The sequence below is a fragment of the Chelatococcus sp. GCM10030263 genome, assembly GCF_042666455.1.
In the GTDB taxonomy this organism is placed as follows: Bacteria; Pseudomonadota; Alphaproteobacteria; order Rhizobiales; family Beijerinckiaceae; genus Chelatococcus.
Genome location: NZ_JBHTDB010000002.1, coordinates 233,821 through 254,138 on the forward strand (window position 1 = coordinate 233,821; position 20,318 = coordinate 254,138).

Sequence of the window (20,318 nt, forward strand, 5' to 3'; positions counted from 1 at the left end):
CGATCAAGCCGCCCGTCGCGCGACTTTGCGCGTGGCACCGCGGGCCAGACGAAGCTCGATCGCCTCCATCAGGCGCTCCCAGCTGTCGGCGATGCCCGACAGGGGCGCGTCGAGAGCGGCGAAGTTCCGCCGAGCGACGGCGCGCGCGAGCAGGAACTGCACCATCTTGGCATCGCGAGCAATTTCCGCGGCGACCAAGGCAGCTCCCTCGAAACCCGTCTCGCCCTGTTCGCGCAACCAAGTCAGATGCGCGCCGAGCAGCTCGAAATTGGCGCCGAGCTGCCTCAGCGTGTTGAAGGCATATTTGTGGAAGAACCCCGGCGGGCGAGCGCCGAGCCAGTCGGCATGCTCCGCGAGCCGCTCGCCATAGGCGCGCACCGGATTGGCGAGAGGTCTGCGCGCCATATGGCGGCGGAGATTGATGAGCGCCTTGGCCGCGAGGTCACGACACGGGGCCGCTTCCGCGAATTTCACGAATTCAACGTAAGGCGGCAAACAATCCGCCTGCGCCGGCCGATCGGCACATCCGAACAGCGCCTCGAAATCCACGCCTTCAAGCCGGAAAAAGCCAGCGTTGTGGAAGTAGTCGAGCCGCTTGGCCGCGGCATCGACGGCGTTCACACCGATCGTGGTCTTGGCATGCGTTTGCCGGTAGGAGACGCCTTGCGTATCGGGCAGATGAAAGCCATCGACCTCGATCAGCACGAGCCGCTCACGCCGCAGCTGCTCTTCGATATGGTCGAGCGGCCTGTCGAAGATCGAGAGCTCCTGCACGCGAATGCCGTAGAAGGTCTCCAGGTCTTCTGCAGGAACCTTGAAAAAGGTGAACTGGTCGCCCTCGAAATCCTGCGTCAGCGTGAAGCCGAGCGAGGCTTCCGGCACGAGCCCACGGGAATGCAGCACCTCGATCCAGAGATCGCTGTAGCAATTCGTCTCCGGCCAGTTGCGCTCGGAGGCATGCAGGCGGTGCCGCGCGTAGCGGTCGGGGTCGAGGCCCGGGATGGCGCTGATCATGGCGCCCCCCACAGGGTCTCGCGCACCGCCGCCGGCCAGGCGGCGACATCCGTGCCGTGATGGCGGAAGAGCGCGAGCGCAACCCGTTCGAGGCCGAAGCCCACGCAGGTCGTATGCGCGGTCTCCTCGGCATCGGTGGTGATGCCGCACAGACAGCCGAAATGGTCCTGGTGATAGTTGAAGCTGAGGCAGGCGGTCTTTTTGGCGCTGCTCGTGATGGGCACGAGCATCTCGAATTTCAGCCCCTGGTCGCGCTGGTTATTGGCGAGCATGCGCCCGGCCCGGCCGAAGAAGGGGTCATTCGCCACATCGAGCTCATAGGGCAGCGCGAGCGCCTGCATCAGCTCCTTGCCGCGCTCCATCCAGGTGGCGCGAAATTCGGTGACCTCGGCGGGCGTACCGATGCGCACATATTCGCGCATGCGGAACATCTGCATGCGGGCGGGATCGAGCGACGGCTCGTGGCGGAAGCAGTAGGATTGCAGGTCGAAGAGAAGGCCGCCGGCCGGCAGCGGGCCGCGCCGTGCAACGGTCGGATAGAGCGGATAGCAGGCCGCCGGCGTCAGCACGATATCGGTCGCCTGCTGCTGGCCCGTCCAGTCGCGGCCGTCCGCGATATCCGCGAGGAGATCACGATGGCCTGCCTCGTCGCCCGCGAAGCTGTGCACGGTGCCGGCGAGCTGCGGAAAGCTTTTCAGATAACCGCTCGCCTCGAACTGGCTGCGGCTCATGCCCGGCGGGAACCGGATAACCTCCGGCCGGCCATCCCGGCCAAAGCGCGTCACCAGTTCGTCGAAACGCGCAATCACGTCTTCGAACAGGCCATTCCGGCCATAGAGGCCATCCACGCCCGTTTCGATCAACAGGCCGGCGTCGAACAACGCATCGAGAAACGCGAGCTGGTCGGCCCCCTCCGGCCGGTAAGGCATGTTCATGACTGCACCGTGATTTCTGTTTCGTGCTTGTGGACGAGAAGCATCGTCGCCGTATTGCTGAGGATGCGGTCGTTGCTGATCATGATTTCGGCGGAGAACGCATCGCGCAGATGCCGGCCGAGACTGTAGGGCGTGCCGTTCTTGTATCCGGCGATGCCGCAGATCATCAGCGCTTGCTGCACGATCGCCACGACCATGCGCGAAGCACTGATCTTCAGCGTGTTCATATCGACGGCAAAGCCCATGGCGCTGAGCGCCTCGGGGTCGTCCTTGGCTGCGGCAAAGCGCGCGAGGCCCGCTTCCACATTGGCCTTCATCGTCTGCAGCAGGCTGATCGCCTCGGCGAGACGCGTGGCGCCGGGCGGCGTCGTGCCCGGTCGCTTGCGGGCCTCCTGGCGCACGAAGGCCTGGGCGCGGGCGACCGCATCACCCGCGATGCCGAGCCAGAGCGACGACCAGAGCAGGTGAGAGGACGCCAGCATCGATTGCGCCGCGATATCGGCGAAGGGCTTCGGGACGATCTGTTCGATCGGCGCCTCGGCATGCAGCATGAAGCCTTCGCTGCAGGTGCCGCGCATGCCGAGCGTGTCCCAGCCGGCCGTCTTCTCCAGCCGGTACTGGTCCTGCGTCACCGCGATCAGCACCTGGTCGGAGCCGGCCGCCTCGGCGTCCCGCCGCGCCGTGACGAGGATGGCATCGGCATGGGCGCCGTAGGAAATGACGCTCGCGTCCTTCACCAGCGTGAAGCGGTCGCCATTGCGCTCCACCGCACAGATGCTGTGGCGCAGGTCACCGCCGATGCCGGCTTCCGTCGTCGAGGAGGCGATGAGCAACTGCTCCTGCGCCACCCGGGCCATGAAGCGGCGGTGCCAGGCGCTGTCGCGGCCGTGGTTCACGAGGCTCGCGAGCTTGATGTGGTGCATGGCAAAGACCATCCCGGCCGCCGCGCAGGACTGGCCGAGGATCTGGCACGCCTGGGCGATCTCGGCGAGGCTCGCGCCTTCGCCGCCGAGTTCCACCGGCACCTGCGCGCCGAGCATGCGCGCCGCCCTCATCGCCGCAACCGCTTCATGCGGAAAGCGGGCGTCGCGATCGACCGCATCGGCGTGCAGGGCCGCAACCGTCCGCCCGACTTCGCGGGCCCGGACGGCGAGGGACGGCACTGCGTCCTCATCCGCGGCGAGCGCCTGCACGCTGCACATGGTCATGCCACGGCCTCGGCTGAAAGCGTGCCGACGGCGCGGGTGATGGCGCCGATGCTCGCGAAGGTCCGGCGATTCAGCATCGACTCCGGAAATTCGACGTCGAAGTGATCCTCCAGCGCCAGCATGAGCTGGACGGACGCGAAGGACGACAAGCCGGCCTGATAGAGGTCCGCCTCGTCCGGCAGCGTCGCAACGGGAACGGGCAACTGCCCATGCTGGTCGAGAAGGGTTCTAATCGTCTGCTGTAGGCTCATGGGGGCACCGTCACTTGCGATGGAAGGGGCGGAACTGAGCCGTTCGGAAACGGCTGCCCACCTGCAGCAAGAAGCGAGCCTGCCGGTGCAGACGCAGAAAAGCTCAATGATTTGAGGGGTGTGTCGTCAACTCGTCGCCTGCGAGGCCGCGCTGGCCCGCCGCGCTTGTTTCATTCCGGTACGATGAGGCCGCCCCAGGCTCAGTGACTGTCCCGCTCATCGAGGCTTTGGTAAACGGCCTCGGCGATCGGCAGCAGCTGCTGGCGATCGGACTGCGCGGTCACGGCGAAGCCGAAGCCCTGGTCGAGCCAGGTGAAGGTCGCCGTCTCGCCCTCCTGGCGGAAACGGAAGGCGGTCTGCGTGCCGTCGGCAGCCTGGACATAGACGGTGAGCCGCCGGCCGTCCTCATTCTCGTACATGAGCTGGGCGGCAGCGCCGTCGCGCGCCGAGAGCAGGCGCCCGCCCATCAGGCGAAAGCCGAAGCGGGCAAGATCGGGCGCGCTCAGCGTCCGGCCGAGGCGTTTCGATAACCAGCGCACGAGATGGGCCTCGTTGCTGGCGTCGACCTCGACAGGATGAGCGACCTCGACCGCGAAGGTGCGGTAGGCGGCGACCGCATCGCGCGTCACCACCGCAGGGGCCGCTTCTCGCGGCAGCCTGTCATGCGCTAGCCAGCCACCGCCGCCGCCGGCCGCAAGCAGGAGAACAGCTGCAGCTGCCCGACTGAGCCGGCCCCGCCATGCCGTCCGCCGCGCGGCCCGGATATGGGCGACGCGCAGGCGCGCAGGCACCGGCTCGGCGAATTTCACTGAGAGCGCCTCGCGCAAAAGGTCGCGCTGCCCCCGTTCGGCGGCGATACGCGCCTCGATATCGGGATGGGCGGATACATAGGCCTCGACCATGGTCCGGCGGTCGCCGGCGAGCCGGTCGTCGATGAGGGCCTGGAGGTCGTCTTCGCCGAGCGGAGAGCGGTCCGTCATTTCACTCTCCGCAGCAGGGTCGGCCGCCCGTTCTCGAGGAGGCTGCGCAGGCGCTGCCGCCCCCGCGCGAGACGCGACATGACGGTACCGAGCGGCACGCCCAGAATGCGCGCGGCGTCCTCGTAGGAAAAATCCTCGACGCCGACGAGGAGGAGAACCGACTTCTGCTCCTCCGAGAGCTGATCGAGCGCCACGAGCACGTCGCGCGTCTCGACCTGCGCCTCCTGAGCCGGATTGATGCCGAGGCCTGCCGCATCGTCCAGCCCCACATGGGGCCCGCGGCGGCGCCGGCGGCGGAAGTCGCTGATGTAGAGATTGCGCAGGATGGTGAAGAGCCAGGCCCTGAGATCGCCGTCGCGCCGGCGCAGATACCAGCGCGACAGCGCCCGCTCCAGGCAGTCCTGCACGAGATCGTCCGCCGCATCGTCGTTGCGCACAAGGGCACAGGCGTAGCGCCGCAAGGCCGGAATCTCCGGCTCGAGAAGAGCGTCGATGTCATCCAAGGACGTGGACCATTCGGCTCATGGCGCAAGGCGGACGAAGCTGCATGCTAGCATAAAGGGAGCCGGCCCCTAGCAGGACCGGCCGGCTCGTCAGGGCTGCGCCACATGCCAGGTGTTGTTGGCCACGCCGTCGCCCGTTGCATCGCCGGCCTTCGTGTCCTTCACCCAGGTGTAGAGGGGCTTGCCCTTGTAGGCCCACTGCTTCTTGCCGTCGTCACGCGTGATGACGGTCCAATCGCCGCTCGCCTGAGCATCGGCGCTCGCCATCAGCGGCGGCCAATTGGTGGCGCATTGGCCGTTGCAGACGGACTTGCCGGCCGCATCCTTGTCGAAGGTGTAGAGGGTCATGCCCTTGCTATCGACGAGGGCCATGCCTTTGCTGGTTTCGGCCGTCTTGGCGGGTGCGGTTTGCGCGAAGGCGCCGGTCGCCGCAGAGAGCGCGACGGCGACGAGCGCGGCGCGAAGGAACGGATGTGCCATTGTTCAGTCTCCCACGATCGAGATGATCGCAGCCGAGAGACGCTCTCCCTATGCGAATAGTCCAGCACCGGACGAAAAAAATTCGACAGCAAGAGCCGGAGTGCGGCCGCCCCTTGCGGGGGACTAGAACAAGGGCAACATCACCGAGCACAGGACAACCACCATGAACGCCAAGCTCGATCTGGCGCAGACAGCCAGAACCACGACCGAACGCGACCCGCGCTGGCGGGCGGTCGTCGCACGCGACGGCCGGGCGGACGACAGCTTCGTCTACGCGGTGACCACGACGGGCGTCTTCTGCCGCCCCTCCTGCGCGGCGCGGCTGGCGAAACCGGAGAACGTCCGCTTCTTCCCGACCTGCGAGGCGGCGGAGGCGGCGGGCTTTCGCCCCTGCCTGCGCTGCCGTCCGAAGGAATTGGCGCGCGACCACCGGCAAGCGGCGATCGTCGCCAAGATCTGCCGGATGATCGATGAGGCCGAGGAGCCCCTGCCGCTCGAGGCGCTGGCGCGCGCCGCCGGCATGAGCCCCTTCCACTTCCACCGGATCTTCAAGGCCGTTACGGGCGTGACGCCCAAGGCCTATGCGGACCAGCGGCGTGCCGAGCGCGTGCGGGCCAAGCTCGCCGAGCCGGAGACGAGCGTGACGGCCGCCATCTACGAGGCCGGCTTCAACTCCAACGGACGCTTCTATGCGACTGCGAACGACATGCTCGGCATGAAGCCCACGGACTACCGCGCCGGCGGCGTCAATGCCGAAATCCGCTTCGCCATCGCCGAATGCTCCCTGGGCGCGATCCTCGTCGCCGCGAGCGAGCGCGGCATCTGCGCCATCACCCTCGGCGACAACCCCGATACGCTGGCGCGCGACCTTCAGGATCGCTTCCCGCGCGCCACGCTCATTGGCGGCGATGCGGGTTTCGAGCAGATGGTCGCCGCCGTCATCGGCTTCGTGGAAAAGCCCGGCACGGGGCTCGACCTGCCGCTGGATGTGCGCGGCACCGCCTTCCAGCAGCGGGTCTGGCAGGCGCTGCGCGAAATTCCGGCCGGCAGGACCGCGACCTATGCGGAGATCGCCCGCCGCATCGGCGAGCCGAAGGCCGTCCGCGCCGTGGCCGGCGCCTGCGCAGCCAATGCCATCGCCGTGGCGATCCCCTGTCACCGCGTGGTGCGCACCGACGGCGGCCTTTCGGGCTATCGTTGGGGCGTGGAACGCAAGCGCGCGCTGCTCACCAGGGAGAGCGCGTCGTGAGTGTCGCGCAACCGAAAGCACGCGCCACCGCCCCGTCCGCGGCCGAACGCGTCGCGGGCTATGACTGGACGAGCCTCGCCGCCGAGCTCGACGGCGGCGGCGCGGCCGTCTTGAAAGGGCTGCTCAGCCCGCAGGAATGCCGGGAGATCGCTGCGCTCTATGCGGAGCCGGCGCATTTCCGCAGCCATATCATCATGAGCCGGCACGGCTTCGGCAAAGGCGAATACCGCTATTTCGCCTATCCGCTGCCGGACCTGATCGCGGGCCTGCGCACGGCGCTCTACCCGCGGCTCGCGCCGATCGCCAACGGCTGGAACGCCCGCATGGGGATTGCGACGCGCTACCCCGAGGCGCATGCGGATTTCCTCGACCTCTGTCACGAGGCGGGGCAGCTCAGGCCGACGCCGCTGCTGCTGCAATACGGCGCCGGCGACTATAACTGCCTGCACCAGGACCTCTATGGCGAGCTCGCCTTTCCGCTGCAGGTCGCGATTCTCCTGTCCGAACCGGGCGAGGATTTCACCGGCGGCGAATTCGTGCTCACCGAGCAGCGCCCGCGCATGCAAACGCGCGCCGAAGTCGTGCCGCTCGGCCAAGGTGACGCGGTTGCCTTCGCCGTCCACCACCGGCCGGTCGAAGGCACGCGCGGCAGCTATCGCGTCAATCTGCGCCATGCCGTCAGCCGCCTGCGCTCCGGCCGGCGGCACACGCTCGGCATCATCTTTCACGATGCGAAGTGATCGGGGACCACGACGGCGACACGCCGACCGCGCCCCTCCCCCTGGTGGGGAGGGGTATCGCCTATGAAAGCTTCGTCCCCTCTCCCCGGTGGGGAGAGGGACAGGGTGAGGGGATTTAATATTTAAGATTAGAGGAATTTTCCCCCTCACCCGGCCGCTTCGCGCCCGACCTCTCCCCACTAGGGAGAGGTGAAACGAGCGCCTCGCCGGTTATATGCAATTGCCCTCCCCCTGGTGGGGAGGGGTAAGGGGTGGGGGAAACACTCATTTGCATCGACGGCCCACCCCACCCCGGCTCGCTTTGCTCGCCGACCCTCCCCATCGAGGGGAGCGTCCAAAACGGGCGTCGTGGTGGCCCCTTTCGCGGAAGAAAAGCGAATTCAGAGCCGCGCTTGAACGGATAATCCGCTCTCACCAGCCCACCCGCACCGCGCAAGTAGCTCCATCATCTCCGCCGGCACCGGCGCGTCCGCCAGGATCGCCTGGCGCTTCGGATAGAGCGGCACCGTCACTGAGCGCGCATGCAGCATGAGCCGCAGGCCGGGCGCGGGCTCCGGCCCATAGAGCCTGTCGCCCAGGATCGGCCAGCCCATCGCCGCACAATGCACGCGCAGCTGATGGGTACGACCGGTCACCGGCTCCAGCGCCAGAAAGCTCATGCCTTCGCCGCGCCCCATGACGCGCCAGCGGGTGAGCGCCGGCTGCCCAGCGGGGTCGACCCGCATCTGCCACCCGCGCGGATCGCGGCGGGCGAGCGGCAGCGCGATCTCACCCTCGTCCCCCGCCGGGCCGCCCAAGACGACAGCCCAATAGCGCTTGCTCACCTTGCCTGCGGCGAAGAGCCGCCCCAGGCGCGCCAGCGCCTTGCGATGGCGGCCGAGCACCAGGCAGCCGGAGGTGTCGCGGTCGAGACGATGGGCGAGCTCGGGACGCCGCGGCAGGCCGAAACGGAGCGCGTCGAGTTGGTCGACGAGCGTCGCGCCGCTCTTCACATCCGGATGGACGGCGAGCCCGGCCGGTTTATCGATGACGAGCATCAGCGCGTCGCGGTAGAGAAGGCGGCGCACTATGTCTTGCGAGGAGGGCTCCGGTTCGTCCTGCATGCATCGGCTCACGGCTCAGGTCGTGCCGGGCTAGCGGGTGGCGCGGCCGAGGGCAAGCCCAACCCAAGCCCAACCGAAGTGGAACGGACGCGTTCAATGGCTGACGAGGACAAACCGACGATGCTCGAACGGCTCTTCGGCCGCAGGGCCGAGAAGAAGCCCGAGCAGCCGTCTGCCGAGCCGCCGCCTGTCGAGGAGCCGAAGGTCGAGGCCGAACCGCAGCCCGAAGTGCCTGAGGTGCCTGAGGTGCCGCCGGCCTTGGAGCAGGAGTCTTTGCCGGTCACGCCCGCCGACATCCCCTCAGCCGAGGTGCCCGAGGCGTCCGCGCCCGCCGCCCGGCTGAGCTGGTGGCAGCGCCTGACGGCGGGGTTGAAGCGCACCTCGTCCACGATCGGCACGGGCATCACCGACCTCTTCACCAAGCGCAAGCTCGATGCGACGACCCTCGAGGAGCTGGAAGACATTTTGATCCAGGCCGACCTCGGCCTCGCGATGGCCGAGCGCGTCACCGAGGCGGTCGGTCGTGGCCGTCACGACCGGTCGATCGATCCGGAAGAGGTGAAAGCGGTGCTCGCCCGCGAGGTCGAGGCGGTGCTCGCCCCGGTCGCGAAACCTCTCGTCATCGGCGGCAAGAAGCCCTTCGTCATCCTGATGGTCGGCGTCAACGGCTCGGGCAAGACCACGACCATCGGCAAGCTCGCCGCCAAATTCCGCGCCGAAGGGCGCTCGGTGATGCTGGCGGCGGGCGACACCTTCCGGGCTGCGGCCGTCGAGCAGCTCAAGGTCTGGGGCGCCCGCACGGGCGCGGCGGTCGTCGCGCGCGACCAGGGGGCGGACGCGGCGGGGCTCGCCTTCGACGCCCTGCAAGAGGCCCGCGCCGCCGGCATAGACGTCCTCATCGTCGACACCGCCGGCCGCCTGCAGAACAAGGCGGGGCTCATGGCCGAGCTCGAAAAGATGGTGCGCGTCATGCGCAAGCTCGACCCGGAAGCGCCCCATGCGGTGCTGCTGGTGCTCGACGCCACCACCGGCCAGAATGCGCTGAACCAGGTCGAGATCTTCGGCAAGACGGCGGGCGTGACCGGCCTCGTCATGACCAAGCTCGACGGCACGGCGCGCGGCGGCATTCTGGTGGCGCTCGCCGCAACCTCGGGCCTGCCCGTCCACTATATCGGCGTCGGCGAGGGCGTGGACGATCTCGAGCCCTTCACGGCACGCGACTTCGCCCGCGCCATCGCCGGGCTGGAGTGACGTAGATCGATATGACGAGGTGATGATCGTATGTCACCGGCGGCAGGTTTACCTCTCCCCAGTGGGGAGAGGTCGGCCGCGGAGCGGCCGGGTGAGGGGGAAGTCTCGCTGCTCAGAGCACCATGCATACCCTCACCCTGGCCCTCTCCCCGCAAGTGGCGGTGCAATCGCATTTGAAAAGCCCGGCGCCGATCCCTCCCCGGAGGGGGAGGGTGGATCCGCGCCACCGAAGTCGGATTAATCCGACTTCGGCACTTGAGTGTCGAACTCGGGCAAGCCCGAGTTCGATGGCGCGGAGACGGGTGGGGTCAAAATCGCGATGTGTCCCCCTCCGGCGCCACTTGCGTGGCGCCACCTCCCCCTCCAGGGGAGGATCGGGGCCGCATCAATCGGCATGTGCGATAGCCCTGCCGCAAGCGGGGAGAGGGGACGCAAAGCCCACCCGCGATACCCCTCCTTCGAGGAATCCGCTCGGTGTGAGCAAAGGCTCCACCGATCACGCCAGCCCTTCATAGCCGGCTGCTTCCGGCAAGTGCTTCAGCTTGTCCGGATTGCGGGTGATGTAGATGGCCGTGATCCGGCCGCCGTCGATGGCAAAAGCCATGGTCTGGAGCACCCCCTTCGCATCAACCGCGACGAAGCCGGGCAGGCCGTCGATGCGCCCCGCGCGCAGGATCGTCGGGGGGCCATAATGCGGCTTGCGCGCAAGGCCCGCGAAGAAGCGAGCGACCCTCTCCGGCCCGCGGATCGGGTTGAGCGCCGACGACCGCTTGCCGCCGCCGTCTGCATAGAAGACAACGTCCTTGGCGAGCAGTGCCTGCAAGGCGGCCAAGTCGCCTGTGGCGGAGGCCGAAAGAAAGGCCTCGGCGATCGTCCGGCCCTGTTCCTCCGGCACCGGAAAGCGTGGCCGGGCCGCGCGTACATGGGCGCGTGCCCGGTGCGCCAGCTGCCGGCAGGCGGTGGCATCGCGGCCGATCGCCGAGGCGATCTGGTCGAAATCCATGCCGAAGACGTCGTGCAGCAGGAAAGCGGCACGCTCGAGCGGCGAAAGCCGTTCGAGCGCCATCATCAGGGCGAGCGTCACATCCTCGCCCACCTCCGCATCGGGGCCGTCGACCACCGGCTCCGGCAGCCACGGCCCTATATAGGTCTCCCGCCGCATGCGCGCCGATTTCAGCACGTCGAGGCAGAGCCGCGTGACCATGCGCGTGAGGAAGGCGGCGGGTTCGCGCACCGCGGCACGGTCCGCGCGGTGCCAGCGGACATAAGCGTCCTGCACCACGTCCTCCGCCTCCGCGACCGAGCTCAGCATGCGATAGGCGAGCCGCACGAGGCGCGGGCGCGAGGATGTGAAGACGTCGATGTCGCCGTCAGGCGGCCGCACGGCTCTTGACCGGATGAACGGCCCGGAAGCCGATCTGGATGCGGTTCCAGGAATTAATTGTGCAGATGGCCAGCGTCAGCTTGACGATCTCCTCCTCCGTGAACTCAGCCTTTAGCGCCTCATAGACGTCGTCTGGCGCATGGGTCTCGGCGACCAGCGTAAGCGCCTCGGTCCAGGCGAGCGCGGCCCGTTCGCGGGCGCTGTAGAGCGGCGACTCCCGCCAGGCGTCGAGCAGAAAGAGCCGCTCCTCGGTCTCGCCATGGGCGCGCGCATCGCGCGTATGCATATGCAGGCAGAAGGCGCAGCCGTTGATCTGCGAGGCGCGTGTCTTCACAAGCTCCAGGAGGCTGCGCTCCAGACCGCAGGACTCGACGTGCTTCGAGAGCGCCAGCATGGCCTGCGCGCTCTGGGGAGAGGCGGCGAAAGCGTCCAATCTCGGCGTCATCATGATCTCCATTCTCGGGTGACGGCGCCTTTCCGGCACCGCCTGCAGCCAAGACGAGACAACATCCGCGAATGTGACATAGCCCGCGGCCAAAGATCGAAAATGTCATCGCCCGCGCCTCGTCGAGTGCGGAGCGACCCTCCCTTGCGAGGAGGGCCGGGCCCGTCGATGAGGACGCGAGGATCAGAACCCCGCCGCGTGGCCGTCCTTGCGGGAATCGGATCCCGCGACATAGCCGCCCGGGATCTTCTGGATGAGCTGTGCGCCGCCGAAGCCGAAGCTCGCTTCGGGCGCTTCCCGCACGACCTCGTGGCCGAGCTCGGCGAGGCCCGCGAGCACGTCCTCTGGAATGCCGGTTTCGAGCGCCACCTCGAGCCCGTCGATCACACGCCAACGCGGCGCGTCCGAAGCCACCTGCGGATCCTGGCCCCAGATCTGCGTGCGCAGCATCATCTGCACATGGCCCTGGGCCTGCATCGGCCCGCCCATCAGGCCGAAGGCCATGGCCGGCTCCCGGCCGCGCATCACGAAACCCGGAATGATCGTGTGGAAGGGGCGCTTGCCGCCGGCCACCTCGTTCGGATGGCCCTGTTCGAGGGTGAAGCCGTAGCCGCGGTTCTGCAGGCTGATCCCGGTGTCGGGCACCACGACGCCCGAGCCGAAGCCGGCATAGTTCGACTGGATATAGGACACCATCATGCCGTTCTCGTCGGCCGCGGAGAGGCAGACGGTGCCGCCGTCCTTCGGCGCGCCGGCGCCGAAGCTCTGCGCCCGGCCCGTATCGATGAGGCGGGCCCGCGACTTCAGATAGCCGGGGGCGAGGAGATGCTCGACGGTGGTCGTCAGCATATGCTCATGATCGGCCACGAAAGTCGCCACATCGGCAAAGGCGAGCTTCATCGCCTCGATCTGCAGGTGGAAGGCGGCGAGGCTGTCGGGTTGAAGCGTCGCGATCTCTGTATGAGCGAGCAGGCCGAGCGCCATCAGCGCCGCGATGCCCTGGCCGTTCGGCGGGATTTCGTGCAGCGCGACGGGACCGAAGTCCTGGCTGATGGTCCCCGACCAGTTGTTGCGATGGGCGGCGAGATCTTCGAGCGTCAGCGCCGCGCCATGCTCCTTCGCGAAGGCGGCGATGCGCTCGGCGAGCTCGCCCGTGTAGAACGCCTCGCCTTTCGTCTCGGCGATCAGCTTGAGCGAGCGCGCCTGGGCGGCGTTGACGTTGAGCTCGCCCGCCGCCGGCGCCCGGCCCCCCGGCATGAAGCAGGCGGCAAAGCCCGGCTGGCTCGCCAGCTCGCGGGCGCCGCGGCCCCATTGCTCGGCGATGATCGGGCTCACGAGGAAGCCGCGTTCCGCGCAGTCGATCGCCGGCGCTAAGAGCGTCTCGAAGGGCAGCTTGCCGAAGCGCTGCGACAGGTCCCGCCAGGCGGAGACCGCGCCGGGAACGGTGACGCTGTCCCAGCCGCGGCGCGGCATGCTGGTCGCACCGGCAAAGCGCTCGCGCGTCCAGGCCTTGGGCGAACGGCCGGAGGCGTTGAGGCCGTGCAGTTCCCGACCGTCCCACAGGATGCAGAAGGCATCCGAGCCGAGGCCGTTGCCGGTCGGCTCCACCACGGTCAGGGTGATCGCCGCGGCGAGCGCCGCATCGACCGCATTGCCGCCGGCGCGCAGCATGGCAAGGCCCGCCGCCGTCGCTAGCGGCTGGGAGGTGGCGACCACATTGCGGGCGAAGACCGGCGAGCGCCGGGATGAATAGGGATTGTCGATGGAAAAGCGCACGGAATCTGTCCGAAGTGAGAGGAAGGCGCCGGACGGCGCTTCTCATCTTAGACCCTTCCGACGCGTGTTCGAAAGTCCTTAGCCTTCGATGCGGATGGTGATCGCCACCGTCAGGCTTTCGCCCGGCTGGATATGGGCAAGACCGGGCTTGTCACGGAAGTCGCCGGCGAAATCGACCGGGTCCGGCATGCCGTGCCAAGGCTCGATACAGAGAAAATCAAAGCCCGGCCGCATCCACAGCATGACGTCGCGGCAATTCTCGTGCTCGATCACCAGCGCGAGCCGGCCGCCTTCGGCGTCGTAGCGGATGCGCCGGCTCTTCGGCGCGAGAAGAAAGAGGCCGCTCGGCACGAACAGGCCCTCGTGGAGAGGCAGCACGCCGCCGGGCAGCGCAATCTCTCCGCGCTCGGGGCCGATGCGTCCCTGGACGGGATGGGTGGTGGCGATGCTACGATCGTCTTCCAAGGTGATGCGATAAGCTGTCTTTGGCAGGTCCGGCTCCAACGGCCAGCGAAAGCCCGGATGAAAGCCGAAGCTCGCCGGCAAGCGTTCCCGCCCAGGATTGTGGATCGTGGCCGCGATCCTGAGGCCTGATGCGGCGAAGCCGTAGGTCACCTCGAGCCGGAAGGGGAAGGGGTAATGCACCTCCGTGTCCGGACCACTGGCGAGCGCCAGCGTGCAGGTGTCCTGCGAAACGGCCGTCGTGACGAAGGGGCGATGCCGGGCAAAGCCGTGCTGCGGCATGGGAAAGGCCCGTCCGTCAACGCGGATCTCGCCATTATGAGAAAGGCCGATGACGGGGAAGAGGAGCGGTGCGCGATCAGCCCAGCCGGCAGGATCGCCTGGCCAGAGGAGGGGTTGGCCCTGCCAGTCGAGACGCATCAGCTGGGCGCCGTGGGTGTTCACCTCGGCCGTCAGGCCGCCGCCTGTGATGGTGATACGGCTGGCTTCGGACGTGGTCGGCGGCGATGCGGTCATGGTTCACCCTCATGCGAATTCGAGAATCTCGGCGGCGCGCAGATGACGCAATGCTGGCGTCGCGAGCGATCTCTTTCTGATCGTCAGGTCGTCGGCGCGCGCGGGTCGAGAAGATCGCGCAGGCCATCACCGATGAGACTGAAGCCGAGCACCGCGGTAGCAATCGCCAGACCCGGCGCGAGCGCAAGCCACGGCGCCGGTCCGAGATAGGTCTGGGCGTCGGCGAGCATCCGTCCCCAGGTCGGAGCAGGCGGCGCAAGGCCGAGCCCGAGGAAGCTGAGGCCGGCCTCCGTCAGGATGGCGAGCCCGAGCTGGAGCGCAATCTGCACGACGATCTGGCCGGCGATATTGGGCAGGATATGCAAGGCGACGATCGCCTCCTCACGCCTGCCGATGGTGCGTGCCGCGGCGACGAAGTCGCGGCGCTCGATCTGCAGCGTGGTTGCGCGCGTCAGGCGGGCGAAGACCGGCACCATGAAGACGGCGATGGCGATCACGGCCGTCACGGCGCCGGTACCGAGCAGGGCGGCGAGCATCATGGCGGACAGGACGGGCGGGAAGGCGAAAACGACGTCGCAGCCGCGCATGACGATCGCGCCGATCAGGCCACGCCGCAGAGCGGCCAGAAGGCCGAGGAGAATACCGACGCCGGCACCGAGCACCACCGAAGCGACGGCAACGGAGAGCGAGTTCCAGGCACCGACCATGAGGAGCGAGGCGACGTCGCGGCCGAAATGGTCGGTGCCGAGGAGACCCGCCGCGAGCGGCGGCTGCAGCTTGTGAAGAATGTCGAGCCGGCCGGGCGGAGCCGGCGTCCAGACGCGTGACAACAGGGCCACGGCGACGATACATCCGGCGACCGCCAGACCGGCGATGAGCTTGCGCCGCGGCCGATGGGCGGGCGCCCGGCCTGCTTCGGCGCCGGGCCTCGCATGACGGCTCATGGCTCGGCGTCCCTGACGCGCGGGTCGAGCACGAGATAGGAGAGGTCGACCAGGAAGTTCACGACAATGACGAGCGCGGCGAGGATGAGCACCACCGCCTGCATGACGACGAGGTCGCGTTGGGCCAGTGCCTGATAGGCGAGACGGCCGAGCCCGGGCAGATTGAACACATTCTCGACGAGCACGGCCCCGGCAACGAGAAAGGTGAATTGCAGCCCGAGAATCGTGATGATCGGCACGAGCGCATTGGGGACCGCGTGACGCCAGAGGGTCCGACGGGCGCTCAGGCCTTTCGCTTGTGCGGTGCGGATGAAATCGTCGCCGAGCACCTCGGCGACGGCTGTGCGGGTGACGCGGGTGAGAACGCCCGCCTGCGGCAGCGCGAGCGCCACCGCCGGCAGCACGAGCGCCGTCAAGGCCGGCCAGACGCCCGCCTGCCAGCCCGGGAAGCCGCCGGCCGGCAACCAGCCGAGCAGGCTCGAGAAGACGAGGATGGCGACGAGGCCGATCCAAAAGTTCGGCACGGCGAGCGCGAGCTGGGCGAAGCCCATGGCGCCCGCATCGACGGGCCGGTTCGGCCGGGCCGCCGCCGCAACCCCGAGGGGAACGGCGATGGCGACGGCGATCGCGATGGCGATGGCCGCGAGCGGCAGGGTGACCGCGATGCGCTCGGCCACCAGGCCTGCGACAGGCACACCATAGGTGAGCGAGGTGCCGAACCGGCCGGTAAGCACACCGCCGATCCAGGCGAGATAGCGCCAGACGAGGGGCTGATCGAGGCCAAGTTCATGGCGGAGCGCCGCCAAGGTATCGGGCCGGGCCGAGGTGCCGAGCATCACGGCGGCAGAATCGCCCGGCAGGGCATTCATGACGATGAATATGACCAGCGAGACGAGGAGGAGCGTGAGAGCGAGCTCCGCCAGACGGCGCAGGACGAGACGGATCATCGGCCGGATACCTGCCCGGGCTTGGCGACGTTCACCGCCTCAATTCTCCCAGAACACCCTCATTTCAGGGCACCTTCAATTTTCCCAGAACACCTCGGTGAGATCGTTCGACGGGATCGGCTCGTTCGCCCAGAGCCCGCGCAGCTTGGTATCCCAGATGCCGAGCTTGGGCATGACGAAAAGGTAGAGCGCGGGCACATCCTCGGCCAATTGGCGCTGCGCCGCCTGATAGAGCTTCAGCCGCGCCTCCTCGTCAGTGGTCTGCTCGGCCTTGGCGATCGTCTCGTCGAAGGCTGGATTGCGGTAGCCGAAGTAATAGTCCGGCCGGGCGTAGATCGCGATGTCCATGGGCTCGGCATGGGCGACGATGGTCATGTCGAAATCGTGACCCGTGAAGACCTCGCTCACCCATTTCGCCGGAAATTCGGTCGGCACGATCGTCATGGTGACGCCGATCTCGGCGAACATCGCCTGCAGGATCTCCGCCGAGCGCGTGGCGTAGCTCATCTGCGGCACCTTGATGGTGAAGGACAAGCCGTTTGGATAGCCGGCCTCGTTGAGGAGCGAGCGGGCTTTCTCCTTGTCATAGGGGTGGATGTCGGTGAGATCGATATAGCCGGGGTCGTTCGGCGTGTAATGGCTGCCGATCGGCTTGCCGAGGCCAGACCAGGCCCCCTCGACGAGCAGGTTGCGGTCGACGGCCATCATCAGCGCTTGCCGGACGCGGGGATCGTCGAAGGGCTTGCGCCGGCCGTTCATCCCGGCCACCACCTTCATTTCCGTATTGCCGACGATGGTGGCGAAGCGGCCGTCCTTCTGGAAGGCGCCATAGAGCTCCGGCGCGCCGAATTCCGGAAAGGCGTCGACGTCCCCTGCCCTGAGCGCGGCCGCCTGGGCCTGCGGATCACCGACGAAGCGAAAGGTCGCCTCGTCGAGCCGGATCGGCCGTGCCTTGTCCCAATAGTCGCCGTTGCGATGAAGCTCGACCCGGTCGCCCTTTGCCCAGCGCACGAATTTGAACGGCCCGGTGCCGATCGGCTCGGTGCGGTTGGTCGGTGCCGACTTGGGCTCGACCATCACGGCCGCCGGCCAGCCGAGCCAGTAGAGCAGATTGCCGGCCGGCTGCTTCAAGGTCACGACAAGGGTTACCGGATCCGGAGCGGTCACCGCTTCGATGACGGCGAAAAACTGCTTCTGCGGATTGGTCGAGGTATCGCTGCGCGCCCGGTCCAGCGAAAACTTGGCTGTGCCTGCGTCGAAGGGCTCGCCATTGTGAAATTTCACGCCGGCTTGCAGGGTGAAACGGTAGGTGAGCCCGTCCGGCGAGATCGTCCAGCTCTTCGCGAGCTGCGGCTGCACCTTGCCGTCGCGGTCGATGCGCACGAGCCCCTGGAACAGGTTCTGCCAGGTCACCTGGCCAATCGCCACGGGCGCGGCGACCGTCGGGTCGAGGCCGGTCGGCTCGATCGCCATGCCCACCACGATATTGCTGCGGGCATTCGCCGTCACGGACCAGCAGGCTGCGAGCATGAGCATGGCTATGACCAGGATGGACCGGCCGCCGGTGCCACCTCGCCTGTGCTGGCCCATTTTACCCTTCATACCCTGCCTCCGGTCGGCCCGATCACAAATCGTAACTGCACTGCAACATGTGCCACATTGAACGGCATCATGTCTCATAGTGAACGGCGGGACCCATCACCACAACATTCGCGTTGATAGAGGTTTGGAGTGTCTCCTCGGTCGAGCGGAGTGATTCTCGACGTGTTGCGCCACGCCCCGACGAGTCTCGGCCTTCGCTCGGCGGAGGACGATCGCGGCTATGAAGAACTCGGTGAGGATTTATGTCGCGCCCTACGATATTTGACTCGCATTTCACGCGCACCGACTTCGGCGATATTGACGCTCCTCGCCGCGAGGGTGACACGCTGTCACGCCGGATCAAAGAATTCGCACATCACAGCTTGCAGTCGGCCATTGAGGGCCCCAGTTCTTTAACAGACGTATCTGGTGCGAGTTGTGCATATGCAGCATCGTGATCGATTATGGGCTGGCTCTTCGGCGCCGAGTGGGCGATCCTACCAGGCAAGCGCCTATCAGGTTCAGCCTTTATTGAGTCGGTCAGCATCACTCTGCATCGGCACGCTTTAGGGTTATGATGCTTCGCTAGGTCAAGGGTAGACAATGCTCCCGAGCGACGACCTCTTCACAAGCTACACGCGGGCTTTCGAGGCCAGGCGGCAGACCGAGATGTCACTTGCGGATTATCTGAAAGGATGCCGCAGCGACCCGATGCTCTACGCCAGCGCGCCGGAACGGCTCCTTGCCGCGATCGGCGAGCCGGAGATTATCGACACCTCCCGCGACCCGCGTCTCGGCCGGATTTTCATGAACCGGTCGATCCGCACCTACAAGAGCTTTGTCGAATTCTACGGCATGGAAGAGACGATCGAGCGGATCGTCTCCTTCTTCCGGCATGCGGCCCAGGGCTTGGAGGAACGCAAGCAGATCCTCTACCTGCTCGGGCCGGTGGGCGGTGGCAAATCCTCGCTCGCCGAGCGGCTGAAGGCGCTGATGGAGGTTCATCCCATCTATGTGCTGAAGGCGGGCGACGAGATCAGCCCTGTCTTCGAAAGCCCGCTCGGCCTGTTCGGACCCGAGATGGGTCCGACCCTCGAGGACGAATACGGCATTCCCCGCAGGCGCCTCACGGGTCTCGTGAGCCCGTGGTGCCGCAAGCGTCTCGACGAGTTCGGCGGCGACATCTCCCGTTTCCGCGTGGTGCGCATCATGCCCTCGCGGCTGCGCCAAGAGGGCATCGCCAAGACGGAACCGGGCGACGAAAACAACCAGGACATCTCATCGCTCGTCGGCAAGGTGGACATCCGCAAGCTGGAGACGCTCTCCCAGAACGATCCGGATGCCTATAGCTATTCGGGCGGCCTGAACCGCGCCAACCAGGGGCTTCTCGAATTCGTCGAGATGTTCAAGGCGCCGATCAAGATGCTGCATCCCCTGCTCACGGCGACGCAGGAGGGAAACTACGTCGGAACCGAGAATATCGGCTCAATTCCCTTCACCGGCATCATCATGGCCCATTCCAACGAGGCGGAATGGCAGAACTTCAAAAACAACAAGAACAATGAGGCCTTTATCGACCGCATCTATGTGATCAAGGTGCCTTACTGCCTGCGCGTCACCGAAGAGCGTATGATCTATGAAAAGCTCATCCGCACGTCGGAATTGACGGACTCGGCCTGCGCCCCTGGAAGCCTTGAGCTGTTGGCGCGCTTCTCGGTGCTGTCGCGCCTGCGGGAGCATGAGAATTCGAACCTCTTCTCCAAGATGCGCGTCTATGACGGCGAGAGCTTGCGTGAGGTCGACCCGCGGGCGCGCAGCCTTCAGGAATACAAGGATGCAGCCGGCGTCGACGAAGGCATGGACGGCGTCTCGACGCGCTTCGCCTTCAAGGCGCTCGCGGCAGCCTTCAATTACGACACGACCGAGGTGGCGGCCGATCCCGTCCACCTGATGTATGTGCTCGAGCAGATGGTCCGTCAGGAGCAGCTGCCCACCGAAACCGAGAAGCGCTATCTGGAGTTCATCAAGGCCGACCTTGCGCCCCGCTACGCCGAGTTCATCGGTCATGAGATCCAGAAGGCCTATCTCGAATCCTATCACGATTACGGGCAGAACCTTTTCGACCGCTATGTCGCCTATGCCGACGCCTGGATCGAGGATCAGGACTTCAAGGATCCCGACACCGGCCAGCTGCTCAATCGCGAGCTCATCAACCAGGAGCTCACCAAGATCGAGAAGCCGGCGGGCATCGCCAATCCGAAGGATTTCCGCAACGAGGTTGTGAAATTCGCCCTGCGGACCCGCGCCAGCCACGGCGGTCACAATCCATCCTGGACGAGCTACGAGAAAATCCGCGAGGTCATCGAGCGGCGCATGTTCAGCCAGGTCGAGGACCTCTTGCCGGTGATCAGCTTCGGCAGCAAGAAAGACAGCGAAACCGAAAAGAAGCACGACGAATTCGTGGAGCGCATGATGGCGCGAGGCTACACCGAGCGACAGGTCCGGCGATTGGTGGAGTGGTACATGCGGGTGAAACAGGCGGGCTGATC

General features: G+C 66.7%; 19 protein-coding genes. 4 read left to right on the forward strand and 15 right to left on the reverse strand.

Features of this window, described 5'->3' with window-relative positions; genetic code table 11:
* Positions 1-3: 3 nt before the first annotated feature.
* The 7 genes from ACFQU1_RS01050 to ACFQU1_RS01080 all read right to left on the reverse strand — a co-directional run bounded on the left by ACFQU1_RS01050 (position 4) and on the right by ACFQU1_RS01080 (position 5,371).
* Entirely contained in the window at positions 4-1,014 is a 1,011-nt protein-coding gene (locus ACFQU1_RS01050; protein WP_378128353.1) for a DUF1839 family protein, read from the reverse strand.
* On the reverse strand, positions 1,011-1,943 hold the full coding sequence (locus ACFQU1_RS01055) for an amino acid--[acyl-carrier-protein] ligase (RefSeq protein ID WP_378129696.1): 933 nt from the start codon (positions 1,941-1,943) through the stop codon (positions 1,011-1,013). Before ACFQU1_RS01055 ends, ACFQU1_RS01050 begins: the two co-directional genes overlap by 4 nt.
* 2 nt (positions 1,944-1,945) lie before the next feature.
* A complete protein-coding gene (locus tag ACFQU1_RS01060; protein ID WP_378129699.1) occupies positions 1,946-3,151 on the reverse strand; it encodes an acyl-CoA dehydrogenase family protein in 1,206 nt (401 codons plus the stop codon).
* A 2-nt stretch (positions 3,152-3,153) separates the two neighbouring features.
* The gene (locus tag ACFQU1_RS01065; protein ID WP_378128354.1) at positions 3,154-3,408 is read right to left on the reverse strand and encodes an acyl carrier protein; all 255 of its coding nucleotides are present in this window, start codon (positions 3,406-3,408) and stop codon (positions 3,154-3,156) included.
* A gap of 200 nt (positions 3,409-3,608) precedes the next feature.
* Positions 3,609-4,388 carry an anti-sigma factor family protein gene (locus tag ACFQU1_RS01070; protein WP_378128355.1) on the reverse strand — a complete coding sequence of 260 codons (780 nt, stop codon included), beginning with the start codon at positions 4,386-4,388 and terminating at the stop codon, positions 3,609-3,611.
* On the reverse strand, positions 4,385-4,891 hold the full coding sequence (locus ACFQU1_RS01075; protein WP_378128356.1) for a sigma-70 family RNA polymerase sigma factor: 507 nt from the start codon (positions 4,889-4,891) through the stop codon (positions 4,385-4,387). Before ACFQU1_RS01075 ends, ACFQU1_RS01070 begins: the two co-directional genes overlap by 4 nt.
* Positions 4,892-4,981: 90 nt before the next feature.
* Positions 4,982-5,371 carry a hypothetical protein gene (locus tag ACFQU1_RS01080; protein WP_378128357.1) on the reverse strand — a complete coding sequence of 130 codons (390 nt, stop codon included), beginning with the start codon at positions 5,369-5,371 and terminating at the stop codon, positions 4,982-4,984.
* Between the two features lie 163 nt (positions 5,372-5,534).
* On the opposite strand from ACFQU1_RS01080, the gene ada reads away from it, so the two are divergent.
* Both ada and ACFQU1_RS01090 read left to right on the forward strand, forming a co-directional pair.
* Positions 5,535-6,620, forward strand: a complete 1,086-nt coding sequence (ada, locus tag ACFQU1_RS01085) for a bifunctional DNA-binding transcriptional regulator/O6-methylguanine-DNA methyltransferase Ada (protein ID WP_378128358.1) — start codon at positions 5,535-5,537, stop codon at positions 6,618-6,620.
* Entirely contained in the window at positions 6,617-7,360 is a 744-nt protein-coding gene (locus ACFQU1_RS01090) for a 2OG-Fe(II) oxygenase (RefSeq protein WP_378128359.1), read from the forward strand. The genes ada and ACFQU1_RS01090 overlap by 4 nt, the downstream gene beginning before the upstream one ends.
* 380 nt (positions 7,361-7,740) lie before the next feature.
* Here the strand turns inward: ACFQU1_RS01090 and ACFQU1_RS01095 are convergent, their stop codons facing one another.
* Positions 7,741-8,463 (reverse strand): RluA family pseudouridine synthase, encoded by a 723-nt coding sequence (locus ACFQU1_RS01095; protein ID WP_378128360.1) that lies wholly within the window; start codon positions 8,461-8,463, stop codon positions 7,741-7,743.
* Positions 8,464-8,559: 96 nt separating this feature from the next.
* Between ACFQU1_RS01095 and ftsY the strand changes: the two genes are divergently transcribed.
* Complete coding sequence (gene ftsY / locus ACFQU1_RS01100) at positions 8,560-9,714, forward strand: signal recognition particle-docking protein FtsY (protein WP_378128361.1); 1,155 nt, start codon at positions 8,560-8,562, stop codon at positions 9,712-9,714.
* Positions 9,715-10,210: 496 nt separating this feature from the next.
* On the opposite strand, the gene ACFQU1_RS01105 is transcribed toward ftsY, so the two are convergent.
* From ACFQU1_RS01105 to ACFQU1_RS01135, 7 genes are all read right to left on the reverse strand, one after another.
* Complete coding sequence (locus ACFQU1_RS01105) at positions 10,211-11,098, reverse strand: sigma-70 family RNA polymerase sigma factor (RefSeq protein WP_378128362.1); 888 nt, start codon at positions 11,096-11,098, stop codon at positions 10,211-10,213.
* Positions 11,085-11,543 carry a carboxymuconolactone decarboxylase family protein gene (locus ACFQU1_RS01110; protein WP_378128363.1) on the reverse strand — a complete coding sequence of 153 codons (459 nt, stop codon included), beginning with the start codon at positions 11,541-11,543 and terminating at the stop codon, positions 11,085-11,087. The genes ACFQU1_RS01105 and ACFQU1_RS01110 overlap by 14 nt, the downstream gene beginning before the upstream one ends.
* 183 nt (positions 11,544-11,726) lie before the next feature.
* Complete coding sequence (locus tag ACFQU1_RS01115; RefSeq protein WP_378128365.1) at positions 11,727-13,319, reverse strand: gamma-glutamyltransferase family protein; 1,593 nt, start codon at positions 13,317-13,319, stop codon at positions 11,727-11,729.
* A 78-nt stretch (positions 13,320-13,397) separates the two neighbouring features.
* Complete coding sequence (locus tag ACFQU1_RS01120) at positions 13,398-14,297, reverse strand: aldose 1-epimerase family protein (RefSeq protein ID WP_378128367.1); 900 nt, start codon at positions 14,295-14,297, stop codon at positions 13,398-13,400.
* 83 nt (positions 14,298-14,380) lie between these two features.
* Positions 14,381-15,241, reverse strand: a complete 861-nt coding sequence (locus ACFQU1_RS01125) for an ABC transporter permease (protein ID WP_378128369.1) — start codon at positions 15,239-15,241, stop codon at positions 14,381-14,383.
* Positions 15,238-16,188 (reverse strand): ABC transporter permease, encoded by a 951-nt coding sequence (locus tag ACFQU1_RS01130; protein WP_378128371.1) that lies wholly within the window; start codon positions 16,186-16,188, stop codon positions 15,238-15,240. The genes ACFQU1_RS01125 and ACFQU1_RS01130 overlap by 4 nt, the downstream gene beginning before the upstream one ends.
* Before the next feature lie 75 nt (positions 16,189-16,263).
* Positions 16,264-17,724, reverse strand: coding sequence for an ABC transporter substrate-binding protein (locus ACFQU1_RS01135; protein WP_378129701.1), 1,461 nt, complete (start codon positions 17,722-17,724; stop codon positions 16,264-16,266).
* A gap of 648 nt (positions 17,725-18,372) precedes the next feature.
* Between ACFQU1_RS01135 and ACFQU1_RS01140 the strand changes: the two genes are divergently transcribed.
* Positions 18,373-20,316: a PrkA family serine protein kinase gene (locus ACFQU1_RS01140; protein WP_378128373.1), complete on the forward strand. Its 1,944-nt coding sequence runs from the start codon at positions 18,373-18,375 to the stop codon at positions 20,314-20,316.
* The last annotated feature ends 2 nt before the right edge of the window (positions 20,317-20,318 follow it).